Origin of the sequence: Stenotrophomonas lacuserhaii, assembly GCF_039674585.1 — a bacterium.
In the GTDB taxonomy this organism is placed as follows: Bacteria; Pseudomonadota; Gammaproteobacteria; order Xanthomonadales; family Xanthomonadaceae; genus Stenotrophomonas; species Stenotrophomonas pennii_A.
Genome location: NZ_JBDJNU010000001.1, coordinates 138,415 through 163,804, shown reverse-complemented (window position 1 = coordinate 163,804; position 25,390 = coordinate 138,415). Strand labels below are relative to the sequence as shown.

General features: G+C 67.2%; 20 protein-coding genes. 4 read left to right on the top strand and 16 right to left on the bottom strand.

Annotated elements, in window-relative coordinates:
* On the top strand, positions 1-468 hold the full coding sequence (gene ybaK / locus ABE522_RS00660) for a Cys-tRNA(Pro) deacylase (RefSeq protein WP_346589850.1): 468 nt from the start codon (positions 1-3) through the stop codon (positions 466-468).
* A gap of 128 nt (positions 469-596) precedes the next feature.
* Here the strand turns inward: ybaK and ABE522_RS00655 are convergent, their stop codons facing one another.
* The 5 genes from ABE522_RS00655 to ABE522_RS00635 form a co-directional block, all read right to left on the bottom strand.
* On the bottom strand, positions 597-1,154 hold the full coding sequence (locus ABE522_RS00655; RefSeq protein WP_346589848.1) for a DUF3228 family protein: 558 nt from the start codon (positions 1,152-1,154) through the stop codon (positions 597-599).
* A gap of 72 nt (positions 1,155-1,226) precedes the next feature.
* On the bottom strand, positions 1,227-2,813 hold the full coding sequence (locus ABE522_RS00650) for a hypothetical protein (protein WP_346589847.1): 1,587 nt from the start codon (positions 2,811-2,813) through the stop codon (positions 1,227-1,229).
* Between the two features lie 1,148 nt (positions 2,814-3,961).
* Positions 3,962-4,693 carry a LytR/AlgR family response regulator transcription factor gene (locus ABE522_RS00645; RefSeq protein ID WP_346589846.1) on the bottom strand — a complete coding sequence of 244 codons (732 nt, stop codon included), beginning with the start codon at positions 4,691-4,693 and terminating at the stop codon, positions 3,962-3,964.
* Positions 4,690-5,730 carry a sensor histidine kinase gene (locus ABE522_RS00640; RefSeq protein WP_346589844.1) on the bottom strand — a complete coding sequence of 347 codons (1,041 nt, stop codon included), beginning with the start codon at positions 5,728-5,730 and terminating at the stop codon, positions 4,690-4,692. The genes ABE522_RS00645 and ABE522_RS00640 overlap by 4 nt, the downstream gene beginning before the upstream one ends.
* 57 nt (positions 5,731-5,787) lie before the next feature.
* Entirely contained in the window at positions 5,788-6,714 is a 927-nt protein-coding gene (locus ABE522_RS00635; protein ID WP_346589843.1) for an alpha/beta fold hydrolase, read from the bottom strand.
* 180 nt (positions 6,715-6,894) lie between these two features.
* On the opposite strand from ABE522_RS00635, the gene metF reads away from it, so the two are divergent.
* Both metF and ABE522_RS00625 read left to right on the top strand, forming a co-directional pair.
* Positions 6,895-7,722: a methylenetetrahydrofolate reductase [NAD(P)H] gene (gene metF, locus ABE522_RS00630; protein ID WP_346589842.1), complete on the top strand. Its 828-nt coding sequence runs from the start codon at positions 6,895-6,897 to the stop codon at positions 7,720-7,722.
* 46 nt (positions 7,723-7,768) lie between these two features.
* A complete protein-coding gene (locus ABE522_RS00625; protein WP_346589840.1) occupies positions 7,769-8,344 on the top strand; it encodes a DUF4124 domain-containing protein in 576 nt (191 codons plus the stop codon).
* A 155-nt stretch (positions 8,345-8,499) separates the two neighbouring features.
* Here ABE522_RS00625 and ABE522_RS00620 read toward each other — a convergent pair whose 3' ends face one another.
* From ABE522_RS00620 to ABE522_RS00600, 5 genes are all read right to left on the bottom strand, one after another.
* Entirely contained in the window at positions 8,500-9,453 is a 954-nt protein-coding gene (locus ABE522_RS00620; RefSeq protein WP_346589838.1) for a Nudix family hydrolase, read from the bottom strand.
* Positions 9,454-9,690: 237 nt separating this feature from the next.
* The gene (locus ABE522_RS00615; RefSeq protein WP_346589836.1) at positions 9,691-13,365 is read right to left on the bottom strand and encodes an autotransporter outer membrane beta-barrel domain-containing protein; all 3,675 of its coding nucleotides are present in this window, start codon (positions 13,363-13,365) and stop codon (positions 9,691-9,693) included.
* A gap of 138 nt (positions 13,366-13,503) precedes the next feature.
* Complete coding sequence (locus tag ABE522_RS00610; RefSeq protein WP_346589835.1) at positions 13,504-13,752, bottom strand: hypothetical protein; 249 nt, start codon at positions 13,750-13,752, stop codon at positions 13,504-13,506.
* 13 nt (positions 13,753-13,765) lie between these two features.
* Positions 13,766-16,495 (bottom strand): preprotein translocase subunit SecA, encoded by a 2,730-nt coding sequence (gene secA / locus ABE522_RS00605; RefSeq protein ID WP_346589834.1) that lies wholly within the window; start codon positions 16,493-16,495, stop codon positions 13,766-13,768.
* A gap of 267 nt (positions 16,496-16,762) precedes the next feature.
* Positions 16,763-17,716 (bottom strand): M23 family metallopeptidase, encoded by a 954-nt coding sequence (locus ABE522_RS00600; protein ID WP_346589832.1) that lies wholly within the window; start codon positions 17,714-17,716, stop codon positions 16,763-16,765.
* Between the two features lie 12 nt (positions 17,717-17,728).
* Here ABE522_RS00600 and ABE522_RS00595 point away from each other — a divergent pair, with 12 nt between their 5' ends.
* A complete protein-coding gene (locus ABE522_RS00595) occupies positions 17,729-18,169 on the top strand; it encodes a DUF721 domain-containing protein (protein WP_346589830.1) in 441 nt (146 codons plus the stop codon).
* 271 nt (positions 18,170-18,440) lie between these two features.
* Here the strand turns inward: ABE522_RS00595 and lpxC are convergent, their stop codons facing one another.
* From lpxC to murC, 6 genes are all read right to left on the bottom strand, one after another.
* Positions 18,441-19,352, bottom strand: coding sequence for a UDP-3-O-acyl-N-acetylglucosamine deacetylase (gene lpxC / locus ABE522_RS00590; protein ID WP_346589828.1), 912 nt, complete (start codon positions 19,350-19,352; stop codon positions 18,441-18,443).
* Positions 19,353-19,585: 233 nt separating this feature from the next.
* Positions 19,586-20,830, bottom strand: coding sequence for a cell division protein FtsZ (ftsZ, locus tag ABE522_RS00585; protein ID WP_346589826.1), 1,245 nt, complete (start codon positions 20,828-20,830; stop codon positions 19,586-19,588).
* Between the two features lie 165 nt (positions 20,831-20,995).
* Positions 20,996-22,231 (bottom strand): cell division protein FtsA, encoded by a 1,236-nt coding sequence (gene ftsA / locus ABE522_RS00580; protein ID WP_042613652.1) that lies wholly within the window; start codon positions 22,229-22,231, stop codon positions 20,996-20,998.
* Positions 22,228-22,959: a cell division protein FtsQ/DivIB gene (locus ABE522_RS00575; RefSeq protein ID WP_346589825.1), complete on the bottom strand. Its 732-nt coding sequence runs from the start codon at positions 22,957-22,959 to the stop codon at positions 22,228-22,230. Before ABE522_RS00575 ends, ftsA begins: the two co-directional genes overlap by 4 nt.
* Complete coding sequence (locus ABE522_RS00570) at positions 22,956-23,933, bottom strand: D-alanine--D-alanine ligase (RefSeq protein ID WP_346589823.1); 978 nt, start codon at positions 23,931-23,933, stop codon at positions 22,956-22,958. Before ABE522_RS00570 ends, ABE522_RS00575 begins: the two co-directional genes overlap by 4 nt.
* Positions 23,930-25,366: a UDP-N-acetylmuramate--L-alanine ligase gene (gene murC, locus ABE522_RS00565; protein WP_346589821.1), complete on the bottom strand. Its 1,437-nt coding sequence runs from the start codon at positions 25,364-25,366 to the stop codon at positions 23,930-23,932. The genes ABE522_RS00570 and murC overlap by 4 nt, the downstream gene beginning before the upstream one ends.
* Between the last annotated feature and the right edge of the window lie 24 nt (positions 25,367-25,390).

Here is a 25,390-nt window from a genome sequence, read left to right as displayed (position 1 = left end):
ATGACTCCGGCCATCAACCTGCTCCAACGCGAGAAAGTCGCCCACACCGTGCGCAGCTACGTGCACGACGCGCAGGCAGACTCCTTCGGCGGCGAAGCCGTGCAGAAGCTCGGACTGGAGCCGGAACAGGTGTTCAAGACCCTGCTCGCCAGCACGGAAACGCATGAGCTGCTGGTGGCCATCGTGCCGGTGGCCGGGCAGCTGGACCTGAAGGCGCTGGCCGCTGCTGCAGGCTGCCGCAGATGCGCGATGGCGCCGGTGGATGCGGCGCAGCGCGCGACCGGCTATCTGGTCGGTGGCATCAGCCCGTTGGGGCAGAAGAAGCGGCTGCGTACGTTCATTGATGCCAGCGCGCAGGAACTGCCGACGCTGCATGTCAGTGCCGGACGGCGCGGCTTGGAAGTGGAGCTGGCGCCGGCCGAGCTGGCGCGGCTGACCGCTGCGGTGTTCGCGATGATCCGGCGTTGAACCTGCCTTCGCGGTAGCGCCGAGCCATGCTCGGCGGGTTCCCGCGCCGTCCATGGATCCCCGCAGAAGCGCCGCGCGGCGCGCTCGCCGAGCATGGCTCGGCGCTACCAATCCCACGGCGCGACCGATCACCCCCGCCAGTTGGCGTTGGCTTCCCAGAACGCCACCGCGCGGGCGTAGGCTTCGCGGTCCAGCGGCACGCCGGAACCGCCCTCCTCCACGCCCAGCGCGTTGCGCATCATGGTGATCGGGGCCATCGGTACTTCTTCGGGCCCGGCAGTGTAGATGCAGCCGACGATGCCCCAGTCGGCCGCGATGCCGGTGCCTTCCTTCGCCAGCTGCTCCGCGCTGTACAGGATCACCACCAGATAGTTCGCCACCGGCGATTCCACGCCCTCGAACCAACGCACCAGCACCGGCAGTTCGTCGCGGCTGCGCGCTTCATAGCCGCTGCGCAGCTGGTGCTGGTTGGCTGCGGTGATCGGCACGGTCAGGCAGCGCGTACTGGTCCAGTTCTCGTACACATGCAGCTTGCAGAACGGCGCGTAGCCATCCAGCTCCTTGAATGGCGCATGCGTGTTGAGGTGCTGCACGAACTGTTCGGCCGAACAATCCTGGATGGTGTTGGCGCGCGGCGTGCGCGGAAAAAGGCGAGGACGGGCGAATTCGGTCAGGACGATGGACATGGCAGAATCAGGAAGGGCAACCCCGCCAGACTAGCTGCGCGCGCGGTGCAGGGAAAGTCGCAATCAGGAACGTCAGGCCCCTTCCACGAAGCCCTGCTTTTCGAACAGGCGTCGGATATCGGCTCCCGTGTAGTCTCGGCCGGCGTGCAGCCTGATGCGGGCCGCGAACCGGCGCTCGTTGCCTTCGCCCTCCCATCTGTAACCAGAGGCGCCCAGGCGCTGCACGTGTCTCAACTGCAACGATCCCGCCCGCCCATCGTGATCGGTGTACTGCACCCTGCCTGCATCGAGCACGAACGTCGATGTCGGCAGAGGGGCGGAAGAAGCCATCACCGCAGCGGGCCCGGCAGGCTGGTCGCGCTGCACACGCAGGCGTTCATCATCGTCGGGCGGTGTCGGCCCCATTTGTGGCATCGGCAGGAGCCCGTTTTCCTGCAACACATGGGCCACCTCGTCAACGGTGTAGCGCCGACCCGACTGCAGGCCGTGCAACGCGGCGAACGTGCACACATCGAGCGTATCGCAGCGCAGCGCGCGGGCCTCGCGTGCGGACGCATCGGCGGTGTAGTACAGCGCGCCGCCAAGCCCGTTGGCATCGGCGAACAGGATCGTGTCGTCCAATGCCAGGAAGCTTCCCAGATACAGCGCGAAGGGCCGAGCGTAGCCGGCAGCCTGCACCACGACCGGGGAAAACGGGTCCAACGACCGGTTCAACGGCAGGGGGTGATCCGCATGGAGTGACCTCGTTTCGTTGAAATCGACGAAGAGATTGCGCGCGCGCGGGGCCACGTCACCTGCCAGCACGTGATCGGCCGGATCAGTGCAGCGCAGCCCGGTCAGCTTCTCGATGCTGGCCACGAGCACGTCGAGGGTGTCGCCGACGATGGCCGACCCATGCACCTTGTCGGTAATGCTCAGCTGGCCGCCCGCGTTCACCTCCACTTCCAGGAAACCCGCGTTGACGCCCGTGTTTGCGGGCTGCTCGCGGTGCAGGAAGTACGCAAGATACAGCCGGTCATCGCCGTCGACTCCGGAGTGCTGCATCACCTTGAAGCTGTTGCGCGGCATGAACCGCGGATTCCAGCCACTGGCCTCGCGCCGAAGCGGGTCATCCAGCAGCGACACCGTCAACAGCGAGAAGATGCGCTCATCGCCAAGCCACTGCCAGGGCAAGGGTGCGTCGAGCAGGATATCGCCTGCGCCGCCATGGTGGCGTACGCTCAACGGTCGCAGGGTGTGCGGCACATGTTCGTGCACGAGTTCGCTCACCATCCAGCGGCCTACCCCGTGGGCAGGAGCCATCGAGTCGCCGAACAGGCCCTTGAACCAGGGTGTGTCACGGGAAGGAATGCAGAAGCGCATCAAGGGCGGACGGTAGCGCTGCTGCCTGACCAGCAGCAGGGCGACACGCTCATCGTCGACCTGCAGGCAGTCCACTATGCGCCCGGGCATGGCCAGCGCCTCGCGCGCGAACGATGGATCATCCGCCCGCGGGCGCGGCCCGACGCCGTGCCCGGACCTGGCCCGTCCCCGCCCTGCGCCAACAGCCGCTACGCCATGGGGCACGGCGCCCGCACGTGGCTTCACCGCCGGATCCAACCGGATTCCGGCGGAGCCGCCGCCCGTGTGCTCATCGGCGGACGGGTAGACCGGACTCATGAGCAGCTCCTTGGGGCCGTCTGCGTAGCCGGCCATCGCGGTAGGCGCATAGCTGTGCATGCGTTCGCGGTGGCTGCTTTCACCCTGCCGCCTGCCACTGCCACGCAGGCTGCCGCTCGTCATCGGCCTGCGCTGCAGCGGACTGCGGCGTTCCCCACCGCCGGTCATCGGCCGCCCGCCGACGTGTCCGGCATGCTGCGCCGGGCGCGGGTGCGGATGCGGGTGGCTGCCACCATCGCCTCCCCTGGGTGACGCCGATGCGCCTGCGAACAACCAGGCCCCTGCTCCCGGTGCCGGTACCGGCGCGCCCATGCTGACGGCAAACAAAGCAGATTCCCTGACCGGACCCGCCCCACGGCGCTGGAGTGCCGTGCCCGCCCCTACTGGACCGGCTACCTGCGTGCCGTTGCCAACGCCTGATCGCCGATTGGTTGCATCAAGCAGGCGCAGGTTGCCGCTCGCCCCGTCCGCTTGCAGCACACCGCGCAGGCTCTCGTACGTCGCCCGCATCCCTCTCACCGCAGCGGCTGCAGACGAGGGCGCTGCTGGCAGCGGTCTGCTGTCCGGCGTTGCATGCAGCTCATGCAGCAGCGCCACGGCGGCCAGCAGCGCCAGTGTCGGATCATTGTCCAATCCGAGCATCACCCACTCCGGCAACAGCGCGTGCAGTGTTGCCCGTGCCCAGGCCAGCGCCTGGGGCGGCGCAAGTGCTGCCCATGGCACCTGCGCGGACGCTGCGGCGAATTCACCCCGACGTACGGCGCACAGCGCAAGCACGACCCGGCTCGCCGCATGGAGGTGCGTCAGCTCCGGCCATGTCCGCGCGCCGGCCTGTGCGGCACGGCGCACCAGGATGTCACCACCCCAGCTGACCAGCTCGCGGCAGACCGCTGACGAGGGCAACCGCAGGCGTTCCTGCGGCGGTGCGCGGTTGCACACTTGGCGCAGCTGCAGGGGACCGGCAGCGGGTAACAACGACCGCAACGTGTCCATGACGTTGATGGATCCGGAAGTACCACAGCGCGCCGAGGGACAAAGGGGCATGGGGAGCCTTCACTTGCGGGTCGCACGACGTTACCCGCGGCATGCGGTGGCGCGCTTGCAGATAATGGCCGCTTGCGTTCATCGCACCGCCGCGCAGCTCCCACTCAAAGCGCCATCCGCTCGCGCAGTTCGCGCGCCTGTCGGCGTGAGACTTCCGCGCGCGCCCCATCGGCGAGGAGCAGCTCGTAGCCATCGGCGATGGTCGGCTCCACCGCCCGCACCATCCGCAGGTTGACCAGCGTATTGCGGTTGGCACGGAAGAACAGCGCCGCGGGCAGCCGCGCTTCCAGCGCGCTCAGGCTGCGCGCCAGCAGCGCGTTCTGGTCGCGGAACCACAGGCGGGCGTAGTTGCCATCCACCACGATGCGGCTGATCTCGGCTACCGCCACGAACCAGCAGCGTTCCCCATCGCGCAGGAACACCTGGTCCTGTGGACCGAGCAGCGCACGTTCGCCCGGCGCAGCGTTGTCGGGAAGCCGCCGTTCCAGCGCGCGCTGCAGCGCCTGCTGCAGGCGCGGCGCTTCCACCGGTTTGACCAGATAGTCCAGCGCATTGGCCTGGAACGCCTGCACGGCATAGGCATCGTAGGCGGTGACGAACACCACCGACGGCACCGTCTCCAGCCCATCAAGTACATCGAATCCGCTGCCGGAGGGCATCTGCACGTCCAGCAGCACCACGTCTGGACGCAGGCGCGCGATCGCCTCGCACGCGGCCGGTACGTCGTCGGCCTCGCCGACACAGTTCACCCACGGCAACGCAGACAGCAAGGTGCGCAGTTCCTGCCGCGCCAGGCGTGCGTCATCCACGATCAGTACCCGCAACGGCGCGGTCATTGCGGCACCTCCAGCACGGCCCGCATGCGGTCCCCTTCGCGCCGCAGTTCAAAGCGGCCGCTGGTGCCGTCCAACTGGGCGCGCAGGTAGGCAAGGCCAACGCCATGGCCGGCGGTATCGGCGGCGACGCCCAGCGGATTCTCCACGTTGATAAGGAGCGCCCCGTCCTGCTGCCGTGCGGCGATGTGCAGTTCGCCACCGGACGGGGTCACCCCGATGCCATGCTTGATCGCGTTTTCCACCAGCAATTGCAGCGCCATGGCCGGCAACAGCGCGCCGCCGTCCGCGCTTATGTCCTTGACCACGCGCAGGCGCTGTTCGTAGTGAACCGCTTCGATGGCGAGATAGTCATCGACCACGGCCAGCTCCTCATCCAGTGTCACCCGGCCGGCGCCGCCGTGTTCCAACGCGTGGCGCAGCGTGCGCGACAATCGGGTCACCATTTCCCGTGCGCGTTCGGGATCCTCGTGGATCAACGCGCGCAGGTTGTTCAGGGCGTTGAAAACGAAATGCGGATTGAGTCGGGCCCGCAGGGCATCGCGCTCCAATGCGCTGTGCGCAGCTTCGGCGCGCAACTGCGCCAGCTGGGCCAGGCGTGCACGCCGCATGCTGTGCAGCCCGGCCCATATACCCGTCCACAAGGCCAGCACGATGGCTGTGTTGAGCCAGTATCCAAGCGCCGATGCAAGGCTGTAATCGGCAGTGCCCGCAGGCAGTCGCACCCATCCGTTGCGCAGTGAAGCCAGCAGCACGGCGGCAATCAACGCCTGCGCGAGCAGCGCGCCGAACACAACGCTGGCGGCCAGCTTGGACAGCAGCAACGGCGCGGGATCGTCCCACCAGTGCGCGGTGAGTGCACGCCAGCGCAGCACGCTGCTGATCGCCCACAACGCCACCGCCAACGCCACGCCGATGAGCGTGCCACCACTGCTGGCGCCGCCGAACTGGGCCATCAGGAAGACGTTGAGCAGCGCGTAGGCGGCCCAGGCGATGGTATTGAGCAACCAGAAGCGCAGCGAGGAATTCGGTTGGTGCATGGGCGTGCCTGGGCGGGTCATGCGTGGCGGTCTGGCGCCACGCATCAAGGCGCCTCGTCAGTCCGTGGTCTTCAGGAAGCTGCGGATCTGCCCGTACAGCCACTGCGGATCATCCCACATCAGGAAGTGGAAACCTTCCGCACTCATCTCGATACGCACGCCCGGCAGCCTGGCGTACTGTGCCGCGAAGATGCCCCGGGTGGACGCTTCGGTGGCTCCCATCGGCCGATACGCCGCCCAGCTGCCCAGCACCAGGGTCGGCGAGCGGATGCCCGCCACCGCGTCGCGCAGGTCGTTCACCAGCATCGAATGCATCGCCGCTGCCGTGGTGGCCCGGTCGCTTTCACGGGCCCAGCGCACCAGCACCGGCATGTGGTTTTCATCGTGCAGCATGCCCTTCAATGCCGCCTCGGCCTGGGCCTGGTAAGCGGCCGGTTCGGCCGCCAGCATGCCCGCCCGCATCTGGTCGGCCATCGGTCTGACGCTTGCCGCGGTGGTCTGCGGATTCTGGATGGCCGCATAGAACGGCAGCGAATCGACGATGATCAGCGGACCCACGGCATCGGGTGCGGCGATCGCCATCTGCAACGCCAGCACACCCCCCAGGCTGTGGCCGATGACGGCCGGCTGCTTCATTTTCCGTGCTTTGGCGTAAGCCAGCAGTTCGTCACGCATGGCCGGCAGGAAATCCTCCGGGAGCGGGTCGGCTGCCGCTGCGCCGGCAAAACCGGGCAGCTGCACCAGGTGGCACTGCACCTGCGGCTGCAGGGCCGCGCAGGTTGCGCGCCAGACCTCCGCGCCACTGTTGAGGCCGGGAATCATCAGCACCGGTCGGCCGCTGCCGACCACCTCCACCTGCAGGTGGCCAGGCTTCCCGATAGTGGCCGCTTGGCTGGCACCGGCGCAGGCCAGCAGGGCCAGCAGTCCGTTCATGGCCAGCAGCGTGACGCGTCCGGCGCAGTTGCGGGAGAGAGCGCGCTTCATCTGTCGAACTCCAGTCAGTGCAGGGAAGCACAGCGTGCCGTGGCAAGGCGCGCTGCGGCACGAAGAATGACCAGCGGCCGCAGGCGCACGGCAAGCGGCCGACAAACAGGATGGCCGATGGATTGCACATCTATCGCGATGAAGCGATATACTGGCCGCGAGCCCGCCGCCACGATCGCCATGACCTCTCTCAGCTTCGAGTTCTATCCGCCCAAGACCGACGAGCAGCGCAGCCAGCTGGACCGCACCGCCGCCCGGCTGCGCAGCTTCGGACCGGAGTACGTGTCATGCACGTTCGGCGCCGGCGGCTCCACGCTCAGCTATACCTCTGAAACCGTGCGCCATCTCAAGCAGCACCACCGCTTCGAGGCCGCGCCGCATCTTTCCTGCGTCGGTGGCAGCCGCCAGGAAATCCGCGAGCTGCTCAAGCTGTACCGCGCCATCGGCTGCACCCGCATCGTCGCCCTGCGCGGCGACCTGCCTTCGGGCATGGGCCATCCCGGTGACCTGCGCTACGCCGCCGAGCTGATCGATTTCATCCGCGCCGAGCACGGCGCTGCGTTCCGGATCGAGGTCGGCGCGTATCCGGAAACCCATCCGCAGGCCAGCGATGCATTGGCCGACCTGAAGCACTTCAAGGCCAAGGTGGACGCCGGCGCCGATGCGGCGATCACCCAGTATTTCTACAACGCCGATGCCTACTTCCATTTCGTCGATGCCGTACGTGCGCTCGGCGTCAGCGTGCCGATCGTGCCGGGCATCATGCCGATCTCCAACTTCAGCCAGCTGCGCCGCTTCTCCGAGCAGTGCGGCGCGGAGATTCCGCGCTGGATCGGACGCAAGATGCAGGCCTATGGCGATGACAGCGAATCGATCCGCGCGTTCGGCGCGGAGGTGGTGGCTCAGCTGTGCCAGCGTTTGCTGGAAGGCGGCGCGCCGGGACTGCATTTCTACACCTTGAACCTGGCCAAGCCGACGACGTCGGTGCTGAAACTGCTGCGCAGCTGACGCGTTTTCATCGCGCGGGCGGGCGCTGGGCGCTACCCTGCAGGCAATGAGAATCCTCGCCTGCCTGCTCCTTTTCCTGCTGCTGTCCGCGCTGCCTGCACCGGCCCATGCCCAGCAGGCACAGCGCCTGAACCGCTGTACCGATGCGGGTGGCCAGAGTGTGTACACCGACCGCCCCTGCGAAAGCCTGGGTGCCCGTTCGCGGCTGCCGGAGCTCACCACCGCAGCGGCCGGTAACACCCAGCAGCGCAACACGCTCGGGGCCAGCTGCCCGCGTCGCCTGAGCGAGCTGGTGGGTGCGCTGCGGGGCGCGATGGCGGCCAACGACGTCAATCGGCTCTCCACGTTGTACCTGTGGGGATCGGTATCCGACGCCGGGGCGCAGCGCATCCTTGGCCAGCTGGAGTCCATCGCGCGGCGCCCGCTGGTGGATATCGTGCCGGTCTATCCGCAGACGCAGGAACCGCCGCTGCCCGCAGCGGAAGGCGCGGCGGAGGCCGGGGAAGACCGACCCAATCCGATCGCACTGCGGTTGGAACAAGTGTTGCCCGGCACCGCCACGCCGGCGCGCAGCGTGCTCGGACTGCGCCGTCAGTACGGGTGTTTCTGGATCACCCTGTAACCGCTGCGTCACCGCTCTTGGAGGTAGCGCCGCGCCATGCTCGGCGGCTCTCCGTTCCGGGATCGCAATGCCGGACGCGGGCCGCGCTACGCGCTCGCCGAGCACGGCTCGGCGCTACCGGTCGGATGGCCTGACGGTCGAAGGGGGTCAGCCGGTCAGGCGGGCCACAGGCCGCGGATGGCGGCGACGCCCTGGGCACCGTGGCGGCGGGCGGTGACGATGTCTGCGGCACCCAGTCCGCCCAGCGCGTAGATCGGCAGGGCCACCTGCGCGCGCAGCGCGGCGAAGCGCTCCCATCCCATCGGCTCGGCACCGGGATGGCTGGTCGTCGCCTGCACCGGCCCCAGCACCACGAAGTCACAGCCCAACTGTTGCGCGGCCTGCAGTTGCGCCAGGTCATGGCAGGACGCCGCCACCAGCTGGTCGGCCGGCAGCGGTCGCTCCTGCAGGGTGGCCAGTTGCTCGGCACCCAGGTGCACGCCCACACCGAGCGTGCGCGCCAGCTCGATATCGCGGTTGAGCAGCCACTGACCGGCACGGCGATGGCCGCGCACCACCGCTTCGCACAGCGCCACGCGCTGCGGGTAGTCAGGTGGCAGCCGCAGCTGGATACGCTGGTGCCCTTCCGCCAGGGCCCGCCGCAACTGCTCGCTCCAGCGCAGCTGGTCGCTGTCCTCGTCGGCCGGCGCCGGGGTGATCAGGTAGCGGTCGGGCTGGCGCAGCGCGGCCACCACCGGCAGGTCGGCCGGCGGCATCGAATAGCGTCCCAGCTTCTCCGGCGCCACCCAGGTGATCGCCTGGCCTTCGCGGCCGCGCGGGCTGCCCTTCCAGCTGCGGATATGCCGCACCTCCAGCACCAGGTCCTTGTCCGGGTAACTCTGCGGCACGTCCATCAGCCAGTCTCCGACGTCCGCCTCGATGCCGAGTTCTTCGTGCAGTTCACGGGCCAGGGCCTGTTCGGAGCTTTCGCCGGGTTCGCGTTTGCCGCCGGGGAATTCCCACAGGCCGGCCAGATCGCTGTGTTCAGTGCGACGGTTGAGCAGCACGCGGCCACGGGCGTCGGTGATGACGCCAGCCACCACATGGATGGATCGTTTGGGGGAGGACATGGAGTCAGCATGCCGAAAACGGCGGAGGTGACGCAAGCTGCATGGGAAGGCCGTGACGACCAACGGTCGTCACCCACCGAACCACGAGCGGTCGTCACCCAGCGGGGTAACCGCATGACGGCCAGCGGCCGTCACTACCGGGTAGCGCCGCGCCATGCTCGGCGGGCATCCAACCGACCGAACGACAACGGGCTCCCGAAGGAGCCCGTTGCCGTCCTGCTACGACTCAGCGATGGATCAGAACGCCACGTTCCAGTTCAGCTGTGCACCGACTTCGCGCTGGCCGTCACCGGCGCGGCCCTGCGCGGCGAAGGACAGGCGGCTGCGGCTGGACGTATTGACCGACACGCCCAGCTCGGCGATGCCGACGTTGCGCGCCAGCGGCAGGCCCTGCACGGTGAAGCCGTCGCTGCCCGCCACGAAGCGGTGGGCCGAGTCCGCGCGCAGTTCGCCGGCCGCGTTCTGCCAGGCCAGCCCGGCTTCCAGTCGCGCACCGTCCTGCTGGCCGCCACTGATGTCCCAGGCGGCGCGCAGGCCGGCCGTGGTGGTCCACGCTTCGTCCTTGCTGGCGGCGATCGCCAGCGCGGCATTGCCGCCGGTTTCAACGCCGGCGTCGGTGGACAGGCGGGTGTAGGCCACCGCCACGTACGGGGTCAGCGTCAACGTATCGTCGAGCTGGAAATCCCAGCCACCTTCGACGAAACCGGAAACAGCATGCGCATCGCGGCGGTTGGACAGGGTCTGCCCCCACGCCGTGCCCGCACCGACCGTACGCCGCGTATCCAGCTCGTAGTCGGCATAGCTGGCTCCCCCGTTGAGGTAGGCAGCGTCGCCGCGGAAACCGGCATACAGGCCGCTGTGCACGGCATCCACGTCGGTCGTCGCATTGCGTGCGTTGACCTGCTGGCGCAGCGACTCCGGTCCACCTGCCACGCCGAAGGTCCAGCGCTCGCCGATGCTCCAGTCGGCACCGGCCATCAGGCCCTGGCGATGGTCGCGGGTGCGCGCGGCGCTGCCGTTACCGTCTCGCTGGCTGGAGGCACCGCTGCCACCGATCCAGGCAGACGGGCCGTCGCCCGCCGGCATGCCGCTGCGCAGGCGCTGGCTGATGCCATCGCGCAGGAAGCGGTCTTCCAGCAGCAGCGCACGGTTGCTGGCGTGGATTTCGCCGGACAGGTCATCAAACGCCAGGCGGGCACTGTCCGCATCCAGCATCAGCAGGCGGTTGTACAGCGCCAGGGCATCACCGGACTGCTGCAGCGTATCCAGCGCGGCCGCCGTGGCCAGCTGGTTGCCGGTCGCCGCCGCGGTGACGAAGACCTGCGGCGGCGGGGTGACCGGATCGACCGGCGGGGTGATCGGATCCACCGGCGGGTCGATCGGATCCACCGGCGGATCCACCGGGGGATCGACCGGCGGATCGACCGGGCCGGTGCCCTTCACGGCAATGTTCAGGCGCACGTCGTTGTCGGTATAGCTCAGCGAGGTGTCCAGGAAGGCCGAACGCGAGATCACGTCATCGAAGGTACCCGTCACGCCACCTGCCGCGCTGAGGATCGTGTAGCTCTGCCCATCCTGGTAGCTGGTGGCCGGATCCAGCGCGGTGACACGCACACCGGTGTCGCCCATCTGGCCGACGTTGGCACCTCGCCCGATGTAGGCCTTGCCGGCCACGGTCAGCAGGTCCGCCTGTCCGTTGCCCAGCACGTCCACGTCGAAGAAGGCCTTGTTCGCGACCTGCTCGGGCAGCAGCGCGTTGGCGTTGTAGAACAGGTCGCCGTCGATGCTCATCGTGCCGACACCGCCATGGCCCGGCGACAGCGTGCCGCCATCGCGCACATAGGTGGTGCCGACCGTCGCATTGCCGGCCAGCACGCCGCTGCCGCTTACTTCAGCCAGTGAGCTGCGACGCACCTCGCTGCCGAGTCCCGGGCCGAAATCGATGGTCTGCTGGAAGCCTGCCGCACCGTTCAGCACCAGCGTACCGCCACGCACGTCGATCTGCTGCTGCACGGCCTGGCTGGGGCCCGTGTAGCCTTCGCCCACGTACATGTCCGAGTTGATCACCAGGCTGCCGCCGTTGACGGTGATGTCGCCACCGAACGCGCGCAGGTCGCCATCGAGCGTGGTGTTGCCGGACACCTGGGTCAGTGCGCCGCCGTGCAGGTGGGCATTGGACGATCCCGTCGAGACGGTCTGCAGGGTGTTGCCCAGGGTGATGTCACCGGTGTGGTTGAACACCAGCCCGCCGGCGTTGCTGTCCATCGAGATCGCCGCGCCGTCCAGCGTGCCGGCTGCTTCGGCGGCCAGCCACTGCGGGCCGCCGTCGGCCACCGACCACGTCGCCATGCCGCCGCCCAGCACCAGGTAGCCGCTCTGGTCCAGCAGGATGCCGCTGCCACCGGCCACCCGCCCCCCGTTGCTCACGCTCAGCATGCCGTACGGACCGCGCATCAGCACGGCACCGACGGTCAGGCCGTTCACCGCTTCGATGGCCGATCCGGCGCCACTGACGCGCACCTGTTCGTCCAGCAACGCCGGCGTCATGGTGACGTCGTTGAGGCCGCCGCTGATGGCCACCGAATCACTGCGGATGACCGCGCCGTCCAGCACGTCCAGGTTGGTGCTGATGGCCATCGCACCGGTATTGGTCCATGCGGTACCCGCGCCGGTGATGAGCGCGGTGCTGGCGGTCGGGCCGAAGCTGTCCTTGATCGCCGCGCGATCGGACTCGATCAAGCCACCGGCTTCCAGCAGCAGATGGTTGCTCGCATCCACGCGCGCGGCGCGGATCGCCGAGCCGGCACCGGTCACCACGATGCTGCCGGTCTGGCCGTAATCACCGCTGCCCAATGCGTCGTACTTTTCCGCATTGACTTCGTCGGCGGTGACCACGCCGCCACCTTCGACGCGCAGCGTGCCGTCACCGTTCTGGCCCACCCGCACGGTGGTGGCGTCGACCACCGATCCCGCGCCACTGACGGTCAGCGTGCCCGCCGCGTTGTTGGACGTGCCGAGCACCAGGTCCTGCGACACCAGCTGGCCGCCGCCGCTGACGGTGATTTCGCCGCGACCACCCTGGGTGGCACCGGACTGCGTGCCTGCGCCCACGTAGATGCCGCGACCGGCTTCGACGCGGCCGCCGTCCACGGTGAGGCGACCCCGGCCCACCTGGCCGACCAGCAGATTGTTGTCGGTAACGAGAAGCTGGCCGCCGTTGCGGACGTTGATCGTGCCGCTGCCCGCCGGGTCCGAGCCGAGGCTGACGCCGAAGTTGTTCACCACCGTATATGCCATCGTACTGGTGACGCGACCGCCATCGATGTCCAGCGTGCCGGTGCCCTCGCGGCCGACCAGCAGCTGACGCGCAGTCAGGCTGGAGTCGGCGCCACGCACCAGCGCGTTGCCGGTACCGCCGGCGCCATAACCCAGCGACACTGTGTTGTTGGACGTGGCCGTGCCACCGTCGAGCAGCTGCAGGGTGCCGCTGCCGGCCTCGCCGATACGCAGCGCCGCGCCGGTCATCTGCAGGTAGGCGGTCGGGCCGATCACCCGCAGGGTGCCATTGGCGCCGGCAACCGTACCCAGCGATACCAGGCCATTGGAGGTCAACGCGCCGCTGCCGACCAGGTCGATCGCCACGGTGCCGGTGTTGCCGATGAAGAAGCCGTCGGCGTAACCACGGGTGTCGCCGATGACTTCGTCGCTGGTGAAATCGTAGGGCACCGCGAATGCGGACGGTGCCGCAGCGGCACCCACGCACAGTGCGGCGACCACGGCGACGCCGAGCGGTGTGCGACGGCGCGTTGCACCGTCGGTGCGGGCCGGCGAGGACGTGCCGGACGCAAGTTCAGAGGCCACCTGCATGGCACCGGTAGCGCGATTGAAGACCAAACGGTAAATCCTGTTCATGAAGCTCCTTGGGATGACGATCAAGACGCGGGTGAGCGCGTCGCGCGCGGGGGATGCGCGCTGGAACCCTGCGTGTGGAAGAACGCGCGGGGCCTGTGACCCTAGGGGGCAGGTCAGGAAAATCCGAGGGGGTGCTCCCTACTTATTTGTGGGGATGCACCCGACATGAAGGTCAGAAAACTCTGATTGGTGCCAATCAGTGACATCAATCACACGAGGCATATCTGATGTGATGCATTTGTGGTCGCGCATTTCCTGCACTTCTGCGCCGGTTTTGATGGCAATAACGACGCGCGCTCGCCGCGGGCGAGGCAATAGCGCCACGTCGGCGTGACGGATACGGCGCAAAAAAAACCCCGCTTGCGCGGGGTTGTTTTCAATCAGCATCAGCAGCGGTCGATCAGCTCAACTGACCATGGCAGTGCTTGTACTTCTTGCCGCTGCCGCACGGGCACGGGTCGTTGCGTCCGATCTTCGGCTCGCCGCCCTGCGCCAGGCCGTCCTGCTGCGCGGCCTGCACCTGTGCGGCCTCTTCGTCGGCGCCATAGCCGCCGGCATCCTGGTGCTGGAACTGCGACTGGCTCAGGCGCGCCTGTACCTGCTGGCGCTCGGCCGCTTCCAGTGCCGCCACTTCCTCGTCGCTGCGGATGCGCACGCGCGAGAGCATGGTCACCACTTCGCGCTTGACGTCTTCCAGCATGCCGGAGAACAGCTCGAAGGCTTCCTTCTTGTATTCCTGCTTGGGCTGCTTCTGCGCGTAACCACGCAGGTAGATGCCCTGGCGCAGGTAGTCCATGCGCGCCAGGTGTTCCTTCCAGCTCTGGTCGAGCACGGTCAGCATGACGTGCTTTTCCAGCGCGCGCATGGTCTCCGGGCCGACGCCGGTTTCCTTGGCTTCGAAGTGCGCGTTGACGCGTTCCTGCACCTTCTGCGCGATGCCTTCGGCATCCAGCTCTTCGTGGGTCCTGACCAGGTCGGTGACCGACATTTCCAGGCCGAAATCTGACAGCAGCGTGGCTTCCAGGCCCGGCAGGTCCCACTGCTCGTCGATCGAGTTCGGCGGCACGAAGCGCGCCACGATGTCGAAGATCACATCGTCGCGGATGCCATCGACGTTGTCCTTCACCGACTCGGCGTCCAGCAGTTCATCGCGCTGGGCGTAGATCACCTTGCGCTGGTCGTTGTTGACGTCGTCGAAGTCGAGCAGGTTCTTGCGGATGTCGAAGTTGTGCGCTTCCACCTTGCGCTGCGCCTTCTCGATCTGGCGGCTGACCAGGCGGTCTTCGATGACGTCGTCTTCCTTCATGCCCATCATGCGCATCGCCTTCTGCACCCAGTCCGAGGCGAAGATGCGCATCAGGTTGTCTTCCAGCGACAGGTAGAAACGGGACGAACCCGGATCGCCCTGGCGGCCGGAACGGCCACGCAGCTGGTTGTCGATGCGGCGCGATTCATGGCGCTCGGTACCGACGATATGCAGGCCGCCGGCGGCCTTGACCGCGTCGTGGCGCTTCTGCCATTCGGCCTTGGCGGCGGCGCGTTGTGCCTCGCTGGCGTCTTCGCCCATCTCGTGCAGTTCGGTTTCCAGCGAGCCACCCAGCACGATGTCGGTACCGCGACCGGCCATGTTGGTGGCGATGGTCACCGCGCCCGGACGACCGGCATTGGCGACGATGGTCGCTTCGCGGTCATGCTGCTTGGCGTTGAGCACTTCGTGGTGCACGCCGGCCTTGCGCAGGTGCTCGGACAGCATCTCCGAGGTTTCAATCGAGGTGGTGCCGACCAGCACCGGCTGGCCGCGCTTGTTGCATTCCTGGATATCAGCCAGCACCGCGTTGAACTTGCCCTGGCGGTTCAGGAACACCTGGTCCGGCGAATCCTTGCGGATGGTCGGGCGGTTGGTCGGGATGACCACCACTTCCAGGTTGTAGATGCTCTGGAATTCGAACGCTTCGGTATCGGCGGTGCCGGTCATGCCGGACAGCTTGCCGTACATGCGGAACAGGTTCTGGAAGGTGATGCTGGCCAGGGTCTGGTTCTCGCGCTGGACCGGCACGCCCTCCTTCGCTTCCACCGCCTGGTGCAGGCCGTCGGACCAGCGGCGACCGGCCAGGGTGCGGCCGGTGAACTCATCGACGATCACCACTTCGCCATCGCGCACGATGTAATCCACGTCGCGCTGGTAGATGGCATGCGCGCGCAGGGCGGCGTTGAGGTGGTGCACCACGGTCAGGTTCTGCGCGGCGTACAGGCCTTCGGTTTCGGCATCCAGGATGCCGGCTTCCACCAGCAGGCGCTCGGCGTGCTCCATGCCCGCTTCGGACAGGTGGACCTGCTTGCCCTTCTCGTCGATCCAGAAGTCGCCATCACCCTCTTCGCTTTCCTGCTTGACCAGGTTCGGCACGATGCGGTTGACGCGGATGTACAGCTCCGGGGAATCATCGGCCGGGCCGGAGATGATCAGCGGGGTACGCGCTTCGTCGATCAGGATGGAGTCGACTTCATCGACGATGGCGTAGTGCAGGCCGCGCTGGTAGCGGTCGGCCTTGGACAGCGCCATGTTGTCGCGCAGGTAGTCGAAACCGAATTCGTTGTTGGTGCCGTAGGTGATGTCGCTGCCGTAGGCTTCGCGCTTGTCGCCATGCGGCATGCCCGGGTACACCACGCCCACGCTCAGGCCCAGCCAGTTGTACAGCTTGCCCATCTGCGCCGAGTCGCGGCGGGCCAGGTAATCGTTCACGGTGACGACGTGGACACCCTTGCCTTCCAGGGCGTTCAGGTACACCGGCAGGGTCGCCACCAGCGTCTTGCCTTCACCGGTACGCATCTCGGCGATCTTGCCCAGGTGCAGCACCATGCCGCCGATCAGCTGCACGTCGTAGTGACGCATGCCGAGCACGCGACGGCTGGCTTCGCGGCAGACCGCGAAGGCTTCCGGCAGCACCTTGTCCAGGGCCTCGCCATCGGCGATGCGCTGCTTGAACTCCGGCGTCCTGGCCTGGAGCTGCGCATCGCTGAGCTTCTCCATGTCCGGCTCCAGCGCATTGATCTGGGCGACGATGCGGTTGAGCTGGCGCAGCTGTCGTTCGTTGCGGCTGCCGAAGACGCGGGTAAGCAGGCTGTTGATCATTGAGGGAACCGGTTGTCAGGTGAACGCCGGTACGGCTCCCTGGTGGAATCCGTCCGCCGCAAACGAAACGGGGCGCCCAGCGCCCCGTCGATGGCATCACCCATTGTAACTTGGGATGGAGGTCGGGGGTTTCAAGCGCTTGGCGGTTCGCTGGCGGTCAGGACGACCGGCATAGCCATGCCCGGCGGGGTGCCCGCCACATTCGGCACATCCACGGTCGGGCTGCCGCTGCGCTCGCCGAGCATGGCTCGGCGCTACCGGAATCCGTCAGCCGCGGGAAACGCGACCCACCGGCGTGTTGCCGCCATCGCCGAGGAACTTGCGGGGATTGACCACCCGGCCGCTTTCCCAGACTTCAAAGTGCACGTGGGCACCGGTGGAACGACCGGTGGAACCGGCCTTGGCCACTTCCTGCCCGGCACGGACCAGGTCACCGACCTTCACCACCAGGCGGGAATTGTGCGCGTAACGGGTGACGTAGCCGTTGCCATGGTCGACATCGACCACGTTGCCATAGCCGCCCTTCACCCCGGAGAAGCTGACCACGCCATCGGCCACCGACATCACCGGGTCGCCGACCCTGGCGTGGAAATCGATGCCCTTGTGGTTGCCGGCACCGCGGCCGAACGGATCGGCACGGGTACCAAAGCCGGAGGTCACGTAGCTGTTGCGGATCGGCATGCGCGAGGGCACGGCGTTCTGCTGCAGCTGGTGGTCGAACATCAGCGATTCCATCACCGAAAGCTGGCTGCCTGAAGCAGCGAACCGCTGCTCCAGCACCTGTAAGTCGGCGTTGATGTCCTTGACCGGGATGTCCACGGTCGGGCCGCCGGCATCGCCGTCACCCAGGCCGGGGGTTTCCTGGAAGTCGAACTCGCCGTCTTCCAGCTTGCCCATCTGGGTCAGGCGCTCACCCAGGGCGTTGAGCCGGGTGGCCTGTGCCTGCAGCTCGCCGAGGCGGGCCGCCAGGGCGTTCACTTCGGTCTGCGACTGCAGGCGGACCTGCGCCAGTTCGCGTTCCTGGCGGTCGACCTTGGCCTGCAGGCGGGAGTCGCCGAGCAGGTTGGCGCCCATTCCACCGGCGAAGCCGATAATGCAGCCCATGCCCAGCACGCTGCCCAACAGGGCGCGGGGGCGATCCTCGAAATAGAAGCGAAGACGCGCTAGTGGCGTTTTTGCCTTTCCATCACGCGTTTTGATTACGATCTTTTTAAATGCCATCAGTGAGTTTTCATGTCTGAGCCGAAATCCAGTACCCGTCCTGCATCAGCACCGAAACCGGCACTGGATGCAGTCATGGGTGACAAGAGCGGGAACCCGCTGCGGCGTGCCTTGTGGCTCGACGCGCTGGACCTGCAGTTGCGCCCCCATCTGCCGCCCAGCCTGCGCAGCCATTGCCGGCTGGCGAACGTGAGCGACGAGCACCTCGTTTTTCTCGTTGAATCTCCCGTGTGGCACGCCAAGCTGCGGCTTGCCGAAGCACAGTTGATCAACGCGGCCCGGTCCATCGGGCTGAAGGCCACAAAAGTGACCATCAAGACTGCGTCCCCCGCTCCACCACGCTCCCCAGCGATCGACAACCGGAACGGACCCCACGCAGTTTCAGCCGCCACGCACAAAGGACTACGCGACGCCTTGGCTAGCCTCCAGGACACGAAACCGTCCAGGTCCTGATGACCGCGAAGCCTCCGGCTCCGCCTCCCCGCACCGCCTGCTTCCGTGGAAGCGGCGTGAAACTTTGCGAGGACCGTGGGGCATCCTAACGGCGGACGGCCGCTCAGTCGTTAGGGTTTTGTTATTTAAACGTTAAATTCAGTCTTTGAGGGGAACAGGTTCACAAACTGTGACACGCTCAACCCTTGGACGCGCCGCGTCACTTCTGGCCATGCCAGAACGCGAAACGCCGCCCTGAGGCGGCGTCAAACCGTTGATCCTGAAGTGCTTTTCAGGCGTACGCGGGGGCGCCGTAGGCGACGGGTTCGGTCGCTGAAGGGGATTCATAGCTCACCCATTCCCATGCCGTGGCATCAGCCATCAGGGCCCGGACCAGCTTGTTGTTCAAGGCGTGGCCCGACTTGAACCCCTCATAGGCGCCCAGCACCTGGCCGCCCGCCAGGTAAAGATCGCCGATCGCGTCAAGGATCTTGTGACGGACGAACTCGTCGGCATAGCGCAGGCCGTCTTCGTTCAACACGCGGAACTCGTCCAGCACGATCGCGTTGTCCATCGAACCGCCCAGGCCGAGGTTGCGTTCGCGCATGTATTCGAGGTCGCGCATGAAGCCGAAGGTGCGCGCCCGGGAAATTTCCTTGGTGTAGGCCATGGTCGAGAACTCGATTTCCTGCCGCGACTGCTTGGCCGGGATCATCGGGTGGTCGAACTGGATGGTGAAGCCGAGCTTGTAGCCCTCGTACGGTTCAAAGCGCGCGACCTTGTCGCCTTCGGTGACCTCGACGGTCTTCAGCACGCGGATGAAACGCTTGGCGGCGTCCTGTTCGATGATGCCCGCCGACTGCAGCAGGAACACGAACGGGCCGGACGAACCATCCATGATCGGCAGCTCGGCCGAGGACAGTTCGACGATGATGTTGTCCACGCCGAGGCCGGCCAGTGCCGACATCAGGTGTTCGACGGTCTGGATCTTGGCGTCGTTGCAGGTCAGGCCGGTGCACAGGGTCACCTCGGTGACGAGCTCGGCCTTGGCTGGCACATCGACCACCGGATCCAGGTCCACGCGACGGAACACGATGCCATGGTTGACCGGTGCGGGACGCAGGGTCATGTAGACCTTGTCGCCGCTGTGCAGGCCAACGCCGGTAGCGCGGATCGTGTTCTTGAGGGTACGTTGCGGGATCATGGGGTGTGGCCAGGTGCATGCGGCGGGCCGCGATGGCCAGCCCAGGGGTGGGACAGATTAACACGCGGCCGGCCCTACCCCGGCTGAAGCCAGGCCGGTCACGGCGCGATGCAGGTACAGGTGCAGGTCGGGTGCAGCTCACGCATGACAGGGCCGCCGGGCCCATCCTGGCCCGGCGCCTGCATGCAGGACATGGTGCTTGCCGCCGGGGAGGACAACCCCGGCGTCGGCGATCAGTCCGCCTGGCGGCGCAGGAACGCCGGGATGTCCAGGTAATCGTTGGGCAGTTCGGCCGTCTGCGTGGTCGGGCTGGAAGACGCCGCAGCGGACGAGGACGAGGAGCTCGCCACGCTGTCGCTGCTGGCACGACGCAGGCCCAGGCCCACGCCACCCACCGCCTTGGACACCGCATCGCCGCCGTTGTCGAAGTCGGAGAACTCCGGCTGGCCGGTGGTCGCATTGCGGACCAGCTTGATCGGGGCACGTTCGCCCGGACGCTGGGTCTTGCCGGCGACCACGCGGTTCAGGCCGGTGGCCACCACGGTAACGCGCACTTCGTCCTGCATGTCCGGATCCAGCACGGTGCCGACCACGACCGTGGCATCTTCCGATGCGAAGCCGTCGATGGTGCGGCCGATCTCGTCGAACTCGGCCATGGTGAAGTCCGCACCGGCGGTGATGTTGACCAGGATGCCGTTGGCGCCGGCCAGGTTCACGTCGTCCAGCAGCGGGTTCTGGATGGCCGATTCGGCCGCAGCCTGCGCGCGGTCATCGCCGCGGGCGGTGCCGGTACCCATCATCGCCAGGCCCATTTCGGACATGACGGTGCGCACGTCGGCGAAGTCGACGTTGATCAGGCCCGGACGCACGATCAGGTCGGCGATGCCCTGCACGGCCCCCTGCAGCACGTCGTTGGCGGCACGGAAGGCCTGGATCATGGTGGCGTTGCGGCCCAGCACGGTGATCAGCTTTTCATTCGGGATGGTGATCAGCGAGTCGCAGTGCTGGCTCAGTTCCTCGATGCCCTTCAGCGCGACCTGCATGCGGCGACGGCCTTCGAACGGGAACGGCTTGGTGACCACGGCCACGGTCAGGATGCCCATTTCCTTGGCCAGCTGCGCCACGACGGGCGCTGCACCGGTGCCGGTGCCACCGCCCATGCCGGCGGTGATGAAGACCATGTCCGCACCCTGCAGCGCGTCCATGATGCGCTCGCGGTCTTCCAGTGCGGCCTGGCGGCCGACTTCCGGATTCGCGCCTGCGCCCAGGCCCTTGGTGACATTGGTGCCCAGCTGCAGCTGCAGCTTCGCACCGCAATTCTTGATGGCCTGCGAGTCGGTGTTGGCGGTGATGAATTCCACCCCGTCCACCGCAGAGTTGACCATGTGCGCCACGGCGTTGCCGCCGCCGCCGCCCACGCCAACGACCTTGATCACCGCATTGGGTGCCATCTTTTCAATCAGTTCAAAATGCGCCATGTCCGTGTCCTCGGTTGTATCCGCTTCCTTTGGCATGTGGCGGGGGAGGCATCCTGCCTTCCGCTGCATGCCGCCGTTGCGGCTGTAGTGGTGTGTTGTTGCCGTGTGTTGCGGTGTTGCGGTGTTGCGTTTTGAAGCAGCCGGCCGCGGCCGGCATCGCTGCGGTCAGAACTCGCCGCGGAACCAGGTCTTCAGTTTCTTGAACATGCTTCCCGCGCGCCCGGCCGGCAGTGAGGGCCGGCGCGGGTGCTCGATCTGGCTGCCCATCAGCAGCAGGCCGACGCCGGTTGCGTGGACGGGATTGCCGACCACTTCGCCCAGCCCGGTGACGTGCTGTGGAATGCCCACGCGTACCGGCATCTGCAGCATTTCCTCGGCCAGTTCGACCACGCCTTCCATCTTCGAAGCCCCGCCGGTCAGCACCATGCCGGCCCGTACCAGTTCCTCGAATCCGGAACGGCGCAGTTCGGCCTGCACCATTTCAAAGATCTCCTCGTATCGGCCCTGCACCGCCTGGGCGAGTGCATGGCGCGGCATGCGGCGCGGCGGTCGGTCACCGACGCTCGGCACCTGGATGCTTTCCTCGGCGGTGGCCAGCTGGGCCAGCGCACAGGCGTAACGCACCTTGATCTGCTCCGCTTCCGGGGTCGGCGTGCGCAGCATGTGGGCGATGTCGTTGGTGACGTGGTCACCGGCGATCGGCAGCGAAGCGGTGTGGCAGATCGCGCCCTGCACGAACACCGCGATGTCGGTGGTGCCGGCGCCCATGTCCACCAGCACGACGCCCAGTTCGCGCTCGTCGGCGGTCAGCACGGCTACGCTGGATGCCAGCGAAGACAGCACCAGGTCGTCCACCTGCAGGCCACAGCGCTGCACGCACTTGCTGATGTTGGCCGCAGCGGACTGCGCGCACACCACCAGGTGGGCGTGTACTTCCAGGCGCACGCCGGTCATGCCGACGGGATTGCGGATGCCTTCCTGCGAATCGTCCAGCACGTACTCACGCGGGATGGCGTGCAGGATCTTCTGGTCGGCCGGGATCGCCACGGCCTTGGCCGCATCCAGCACACGGTCGAGGTCACCCCAGGTCACTTCGCCGTCGCGGATCGGCACGATGCCGGGCGAGTTCTTGCACTGCACGTGGTTGCCGGAGATCGAGGCATACACCGAACGGATCTCGCAGCCGGCCATCAGCTCGGCTTCTTCCACCGCGCGCTGGATCGACTGCACGGTGGATTCGATGTCCACCACCACGCCGCGCTTGAGCCCGCGCGATTCGTGCGATCCGATGCCGATCACCTCGATCGGATTGCCCGGCGAGTATTCGCCCACCAGCGCCACCACCTTCGAGGTGCCGATGTCGAGTCCGACGATCAACGATTTGTCACCCTTGCGATTCATGTCCTGTCCTGCGTTTTCTTCGGCGCTGCGGCCGGCGGTTCACCCCAGCTGAGGGTGAAGCCATTGGTGTATCGGAGGTCGGCGCGCTCGATCGGCGCGGCCTGGCTGGCCAACTGCGGCAACACACGTACATAGCGCTGCAGGCGCGAACGCGCGTCGTCGCGGCCCACCACCACTTCGGTCCCGTTGCTCAGCAGCAGCGACCAGCTGCCGCGTGCATCCATGCTCAGCCGGGTCACGTCCAGCCCGGACGGGGCGAACATCGACCGGGCGTCGTTGTAGAGCGTCACCACTTCTTCGGTCTGGCTGTCCGGGCCATCCAGCTGCGGCAGCTGCAGGTCGGCCAGCTTCTTCGGCGTGGGGAACAGCTTGCCCTGCTCGGACAGCAGGCGATCGTCGCCCCAGCGTGCGAACGGCTTGTGTTCGATCAGCGTTACTTCCAGCACGTCCGGCCACTGCTTGCGCACGCGGGCGCTTTCCACCCACGGCAGGCGCTCGATGCTGTCCTGCGCATCCTGCAGGCGCACCGCGAAGAAGCCGGCGTGCGCATACGGCAGCAGCACCTTCTGCAGCTGTTCGGCCGGCACCCGCTTGAACTCACCGTGCACGCGCAGCTTGGCCAGCGGCCAGCGTTCGGCGCCCACCCAGCCATTGAGCACGGCCACCACGGGCAGTGCCACCACGGACAGGGCCAGCAGCCAGACGAAGATGCGCAGCACCGCGTTCATGCGTGGCGATTCTCCTGCGACGGATCGGCCAGGGTCTGTTCCAGCACGCGCCAGACCAGTTCTTCGAAACCGATACCGGCCTGGCCGGCGGCCTTGGGCACCAGCGAATGGCTGGTCATGCCCGGGGCGGTGTTCACTTCCAGCAGGAACAGGCGGCCCGTGGCGCGGTCACGCATCACGTCCACCCGGCCCCAGCCCCGGCAGCCGGCGGCGCGGAACGCGGCCAGCGCGAGGCGGCGGATCTCCTGTTCGTCCGCACCGTCCAGGCCCGGGCACAGGTACTGGGTATCGTCGGCCTTGTACTTGGCCTCGTAGTCGTACCACTGGCCTTTCGGCACGATGCGGATCGACGGCAGGGCGACATCGCCGAGGATGCCGACGGTGAGCTCGTCGCCGACCACCATCTGTTCCATCAGCAACTGGCCGTCGTAGCGCGTGGCCAGCGCCACCGCTTCGTCCAGGCCGGCATCGTCGAAGACCCGGCTGATACCTACGCTGGAGCCTTCGTTGGCCGGCTTGACCACCACCGGCAGGCCCAGATCGGCGGCCTGGGCATGCACGTCCGCGGCGGTCACCTTGCGGTACTGCGGCGTGGGCAGGCCGACCGACAGCCACACCTGCTTGGTGCGGATCTTGTCCATGCTCAACGCCGAACCCAGCACGTCCGAGCCGGTGTACGGCACGCCGAACGCTTCCAACAGGCCCTGCACGATGCCGTCCTCGCCGCCGCCGTTATGGCCGTGCAGGATGTTGAACACTCGGTCGACCTCGCCAGCGACCAGCGCCTTGGACAGGGCCGGGATGCCATCGATGGCGAACGCGTCCACGCCGCGCGCCTGCAGTGCTTCGAGCACATTGCGGCCGGAATCCAGCGACACTTCGCGCTCGCTGGAGGTACCGCCGAGCAGCACGCCGACCCGACCGAATTCGGCCGGATCACTGCTGCGCGGGGCCGGGAAAGCGAAGCCGTTCATGCCTGGCCCTCCACGCTGAAGCCTTCGCTGGCGATCTGCTGTGCGACCGCGCCGATATCGCCTGCGCCCATCATCAACAGCAGGTCGCCGTCCTGCAGTACATCAGGCAGCACGTGCGCCAGCTCGGTGGCCTTGCCGACCACCACCGGCTCACCGCGGCCGCGCGCGCGGATGGCGCGGGCGAGCGCTTCTGAATCGGCGCCGGCGATCGGCTCTTCGCCGGCCGGGTAGACCTCGCTCAGCACCAGCGCATCCACGCTGGACAGCACCGCGGCGAACTTGTCGAACTGGTCGCGGGTACGGCTGTAGCGATGCGGCTGGAAGGCCACCACCAGGCGCTTGTCGGCCCAGCCACCGCGGGCGGCGGCGAACACCGCCTCCAGCTCGCTGGGATGGTGGCCGTAATCGTCGATGACCCGGACTTTGGCACCACTGGCGGTGCTGACTTCGCCCAGGTCATTGAAACGGCGACCCACGCCGGCAAAGCTTTCCAGCGCGCGCGCTATGGCATCCGGGGCCACCCCAAGCTGCCAACCCACGGCGGCCGCGGCCAGCGCATTGAGCACGTTGTGCTTGCCGGGCAGCGCCAGCACCACTTCCTGGCTGGTGCCCTGCGGCAGGCGCAGGGTGAAGCGCATCCGCGATCCTTCCTGCACCACGTTCTCCGCACGGACATCGGCATGGTCGCTGAGGCCGTAGCTCATCACGTGACGCGGCGTCTTCGCCGCCAGCGCGGCCACTTCCGGGTCATCGATGCACAGCACGGCCAGGCCGTAGAACGGCAGGCGCTGCAGGAACTCGGCGAAGGCCGCCTGCACCCGGGCGAAGTCGTTGCCGTAGTTTTCCAGGTGGTCGGCATCGATGTTGGTGATGATCGACATCAGCGGGTTCAGGCGCAGGAAGCTGCCATCGCTTTCATCGGCTTCGGCGACCAGCCACTGGCCACTGCCCAGCTTGGCATTGGCACCGGCGGCCAGCAGTTGCCCACCGATGACGAACGTCGGATCCAGTCCGCCTTCGCTCAGCACGGCCGCGGTCAGGCTGGTGGTGGTGGTCTTGCCGTGCGTTCCGGCCACCGCGATGCCGCGGCGGAAACGCATCAGTTCGGCCAGCATCGCCGCGCGCGGCATGATCGGGATGCGCTGGCTGCGCGCTTCCATCAGTTCCGGGTTGTCTTCGCGGATCGCGCTGGACACCACCACGCAATCGGTGCCGAGCACGTTGGCAGCCGAATGGCCGCGCATGATGCGGGCGCCGAGGCCGGCCAGGCGACGGGTCGCGGCATTGTCGGCGTTGTCCGAGCCGGACACTTCATAACCCAGCGTCAGCATCACTTCGGCGATGCCGCTCATGCCGGTGCCACCGATGCCGACGAAATGCACGCGCGGGAAGGCGCGCACCAGGTCGTTGGTGTCGTGCAGGCGGCGGATCATGCGCAGCTCCGCGGGGTGTCGGCG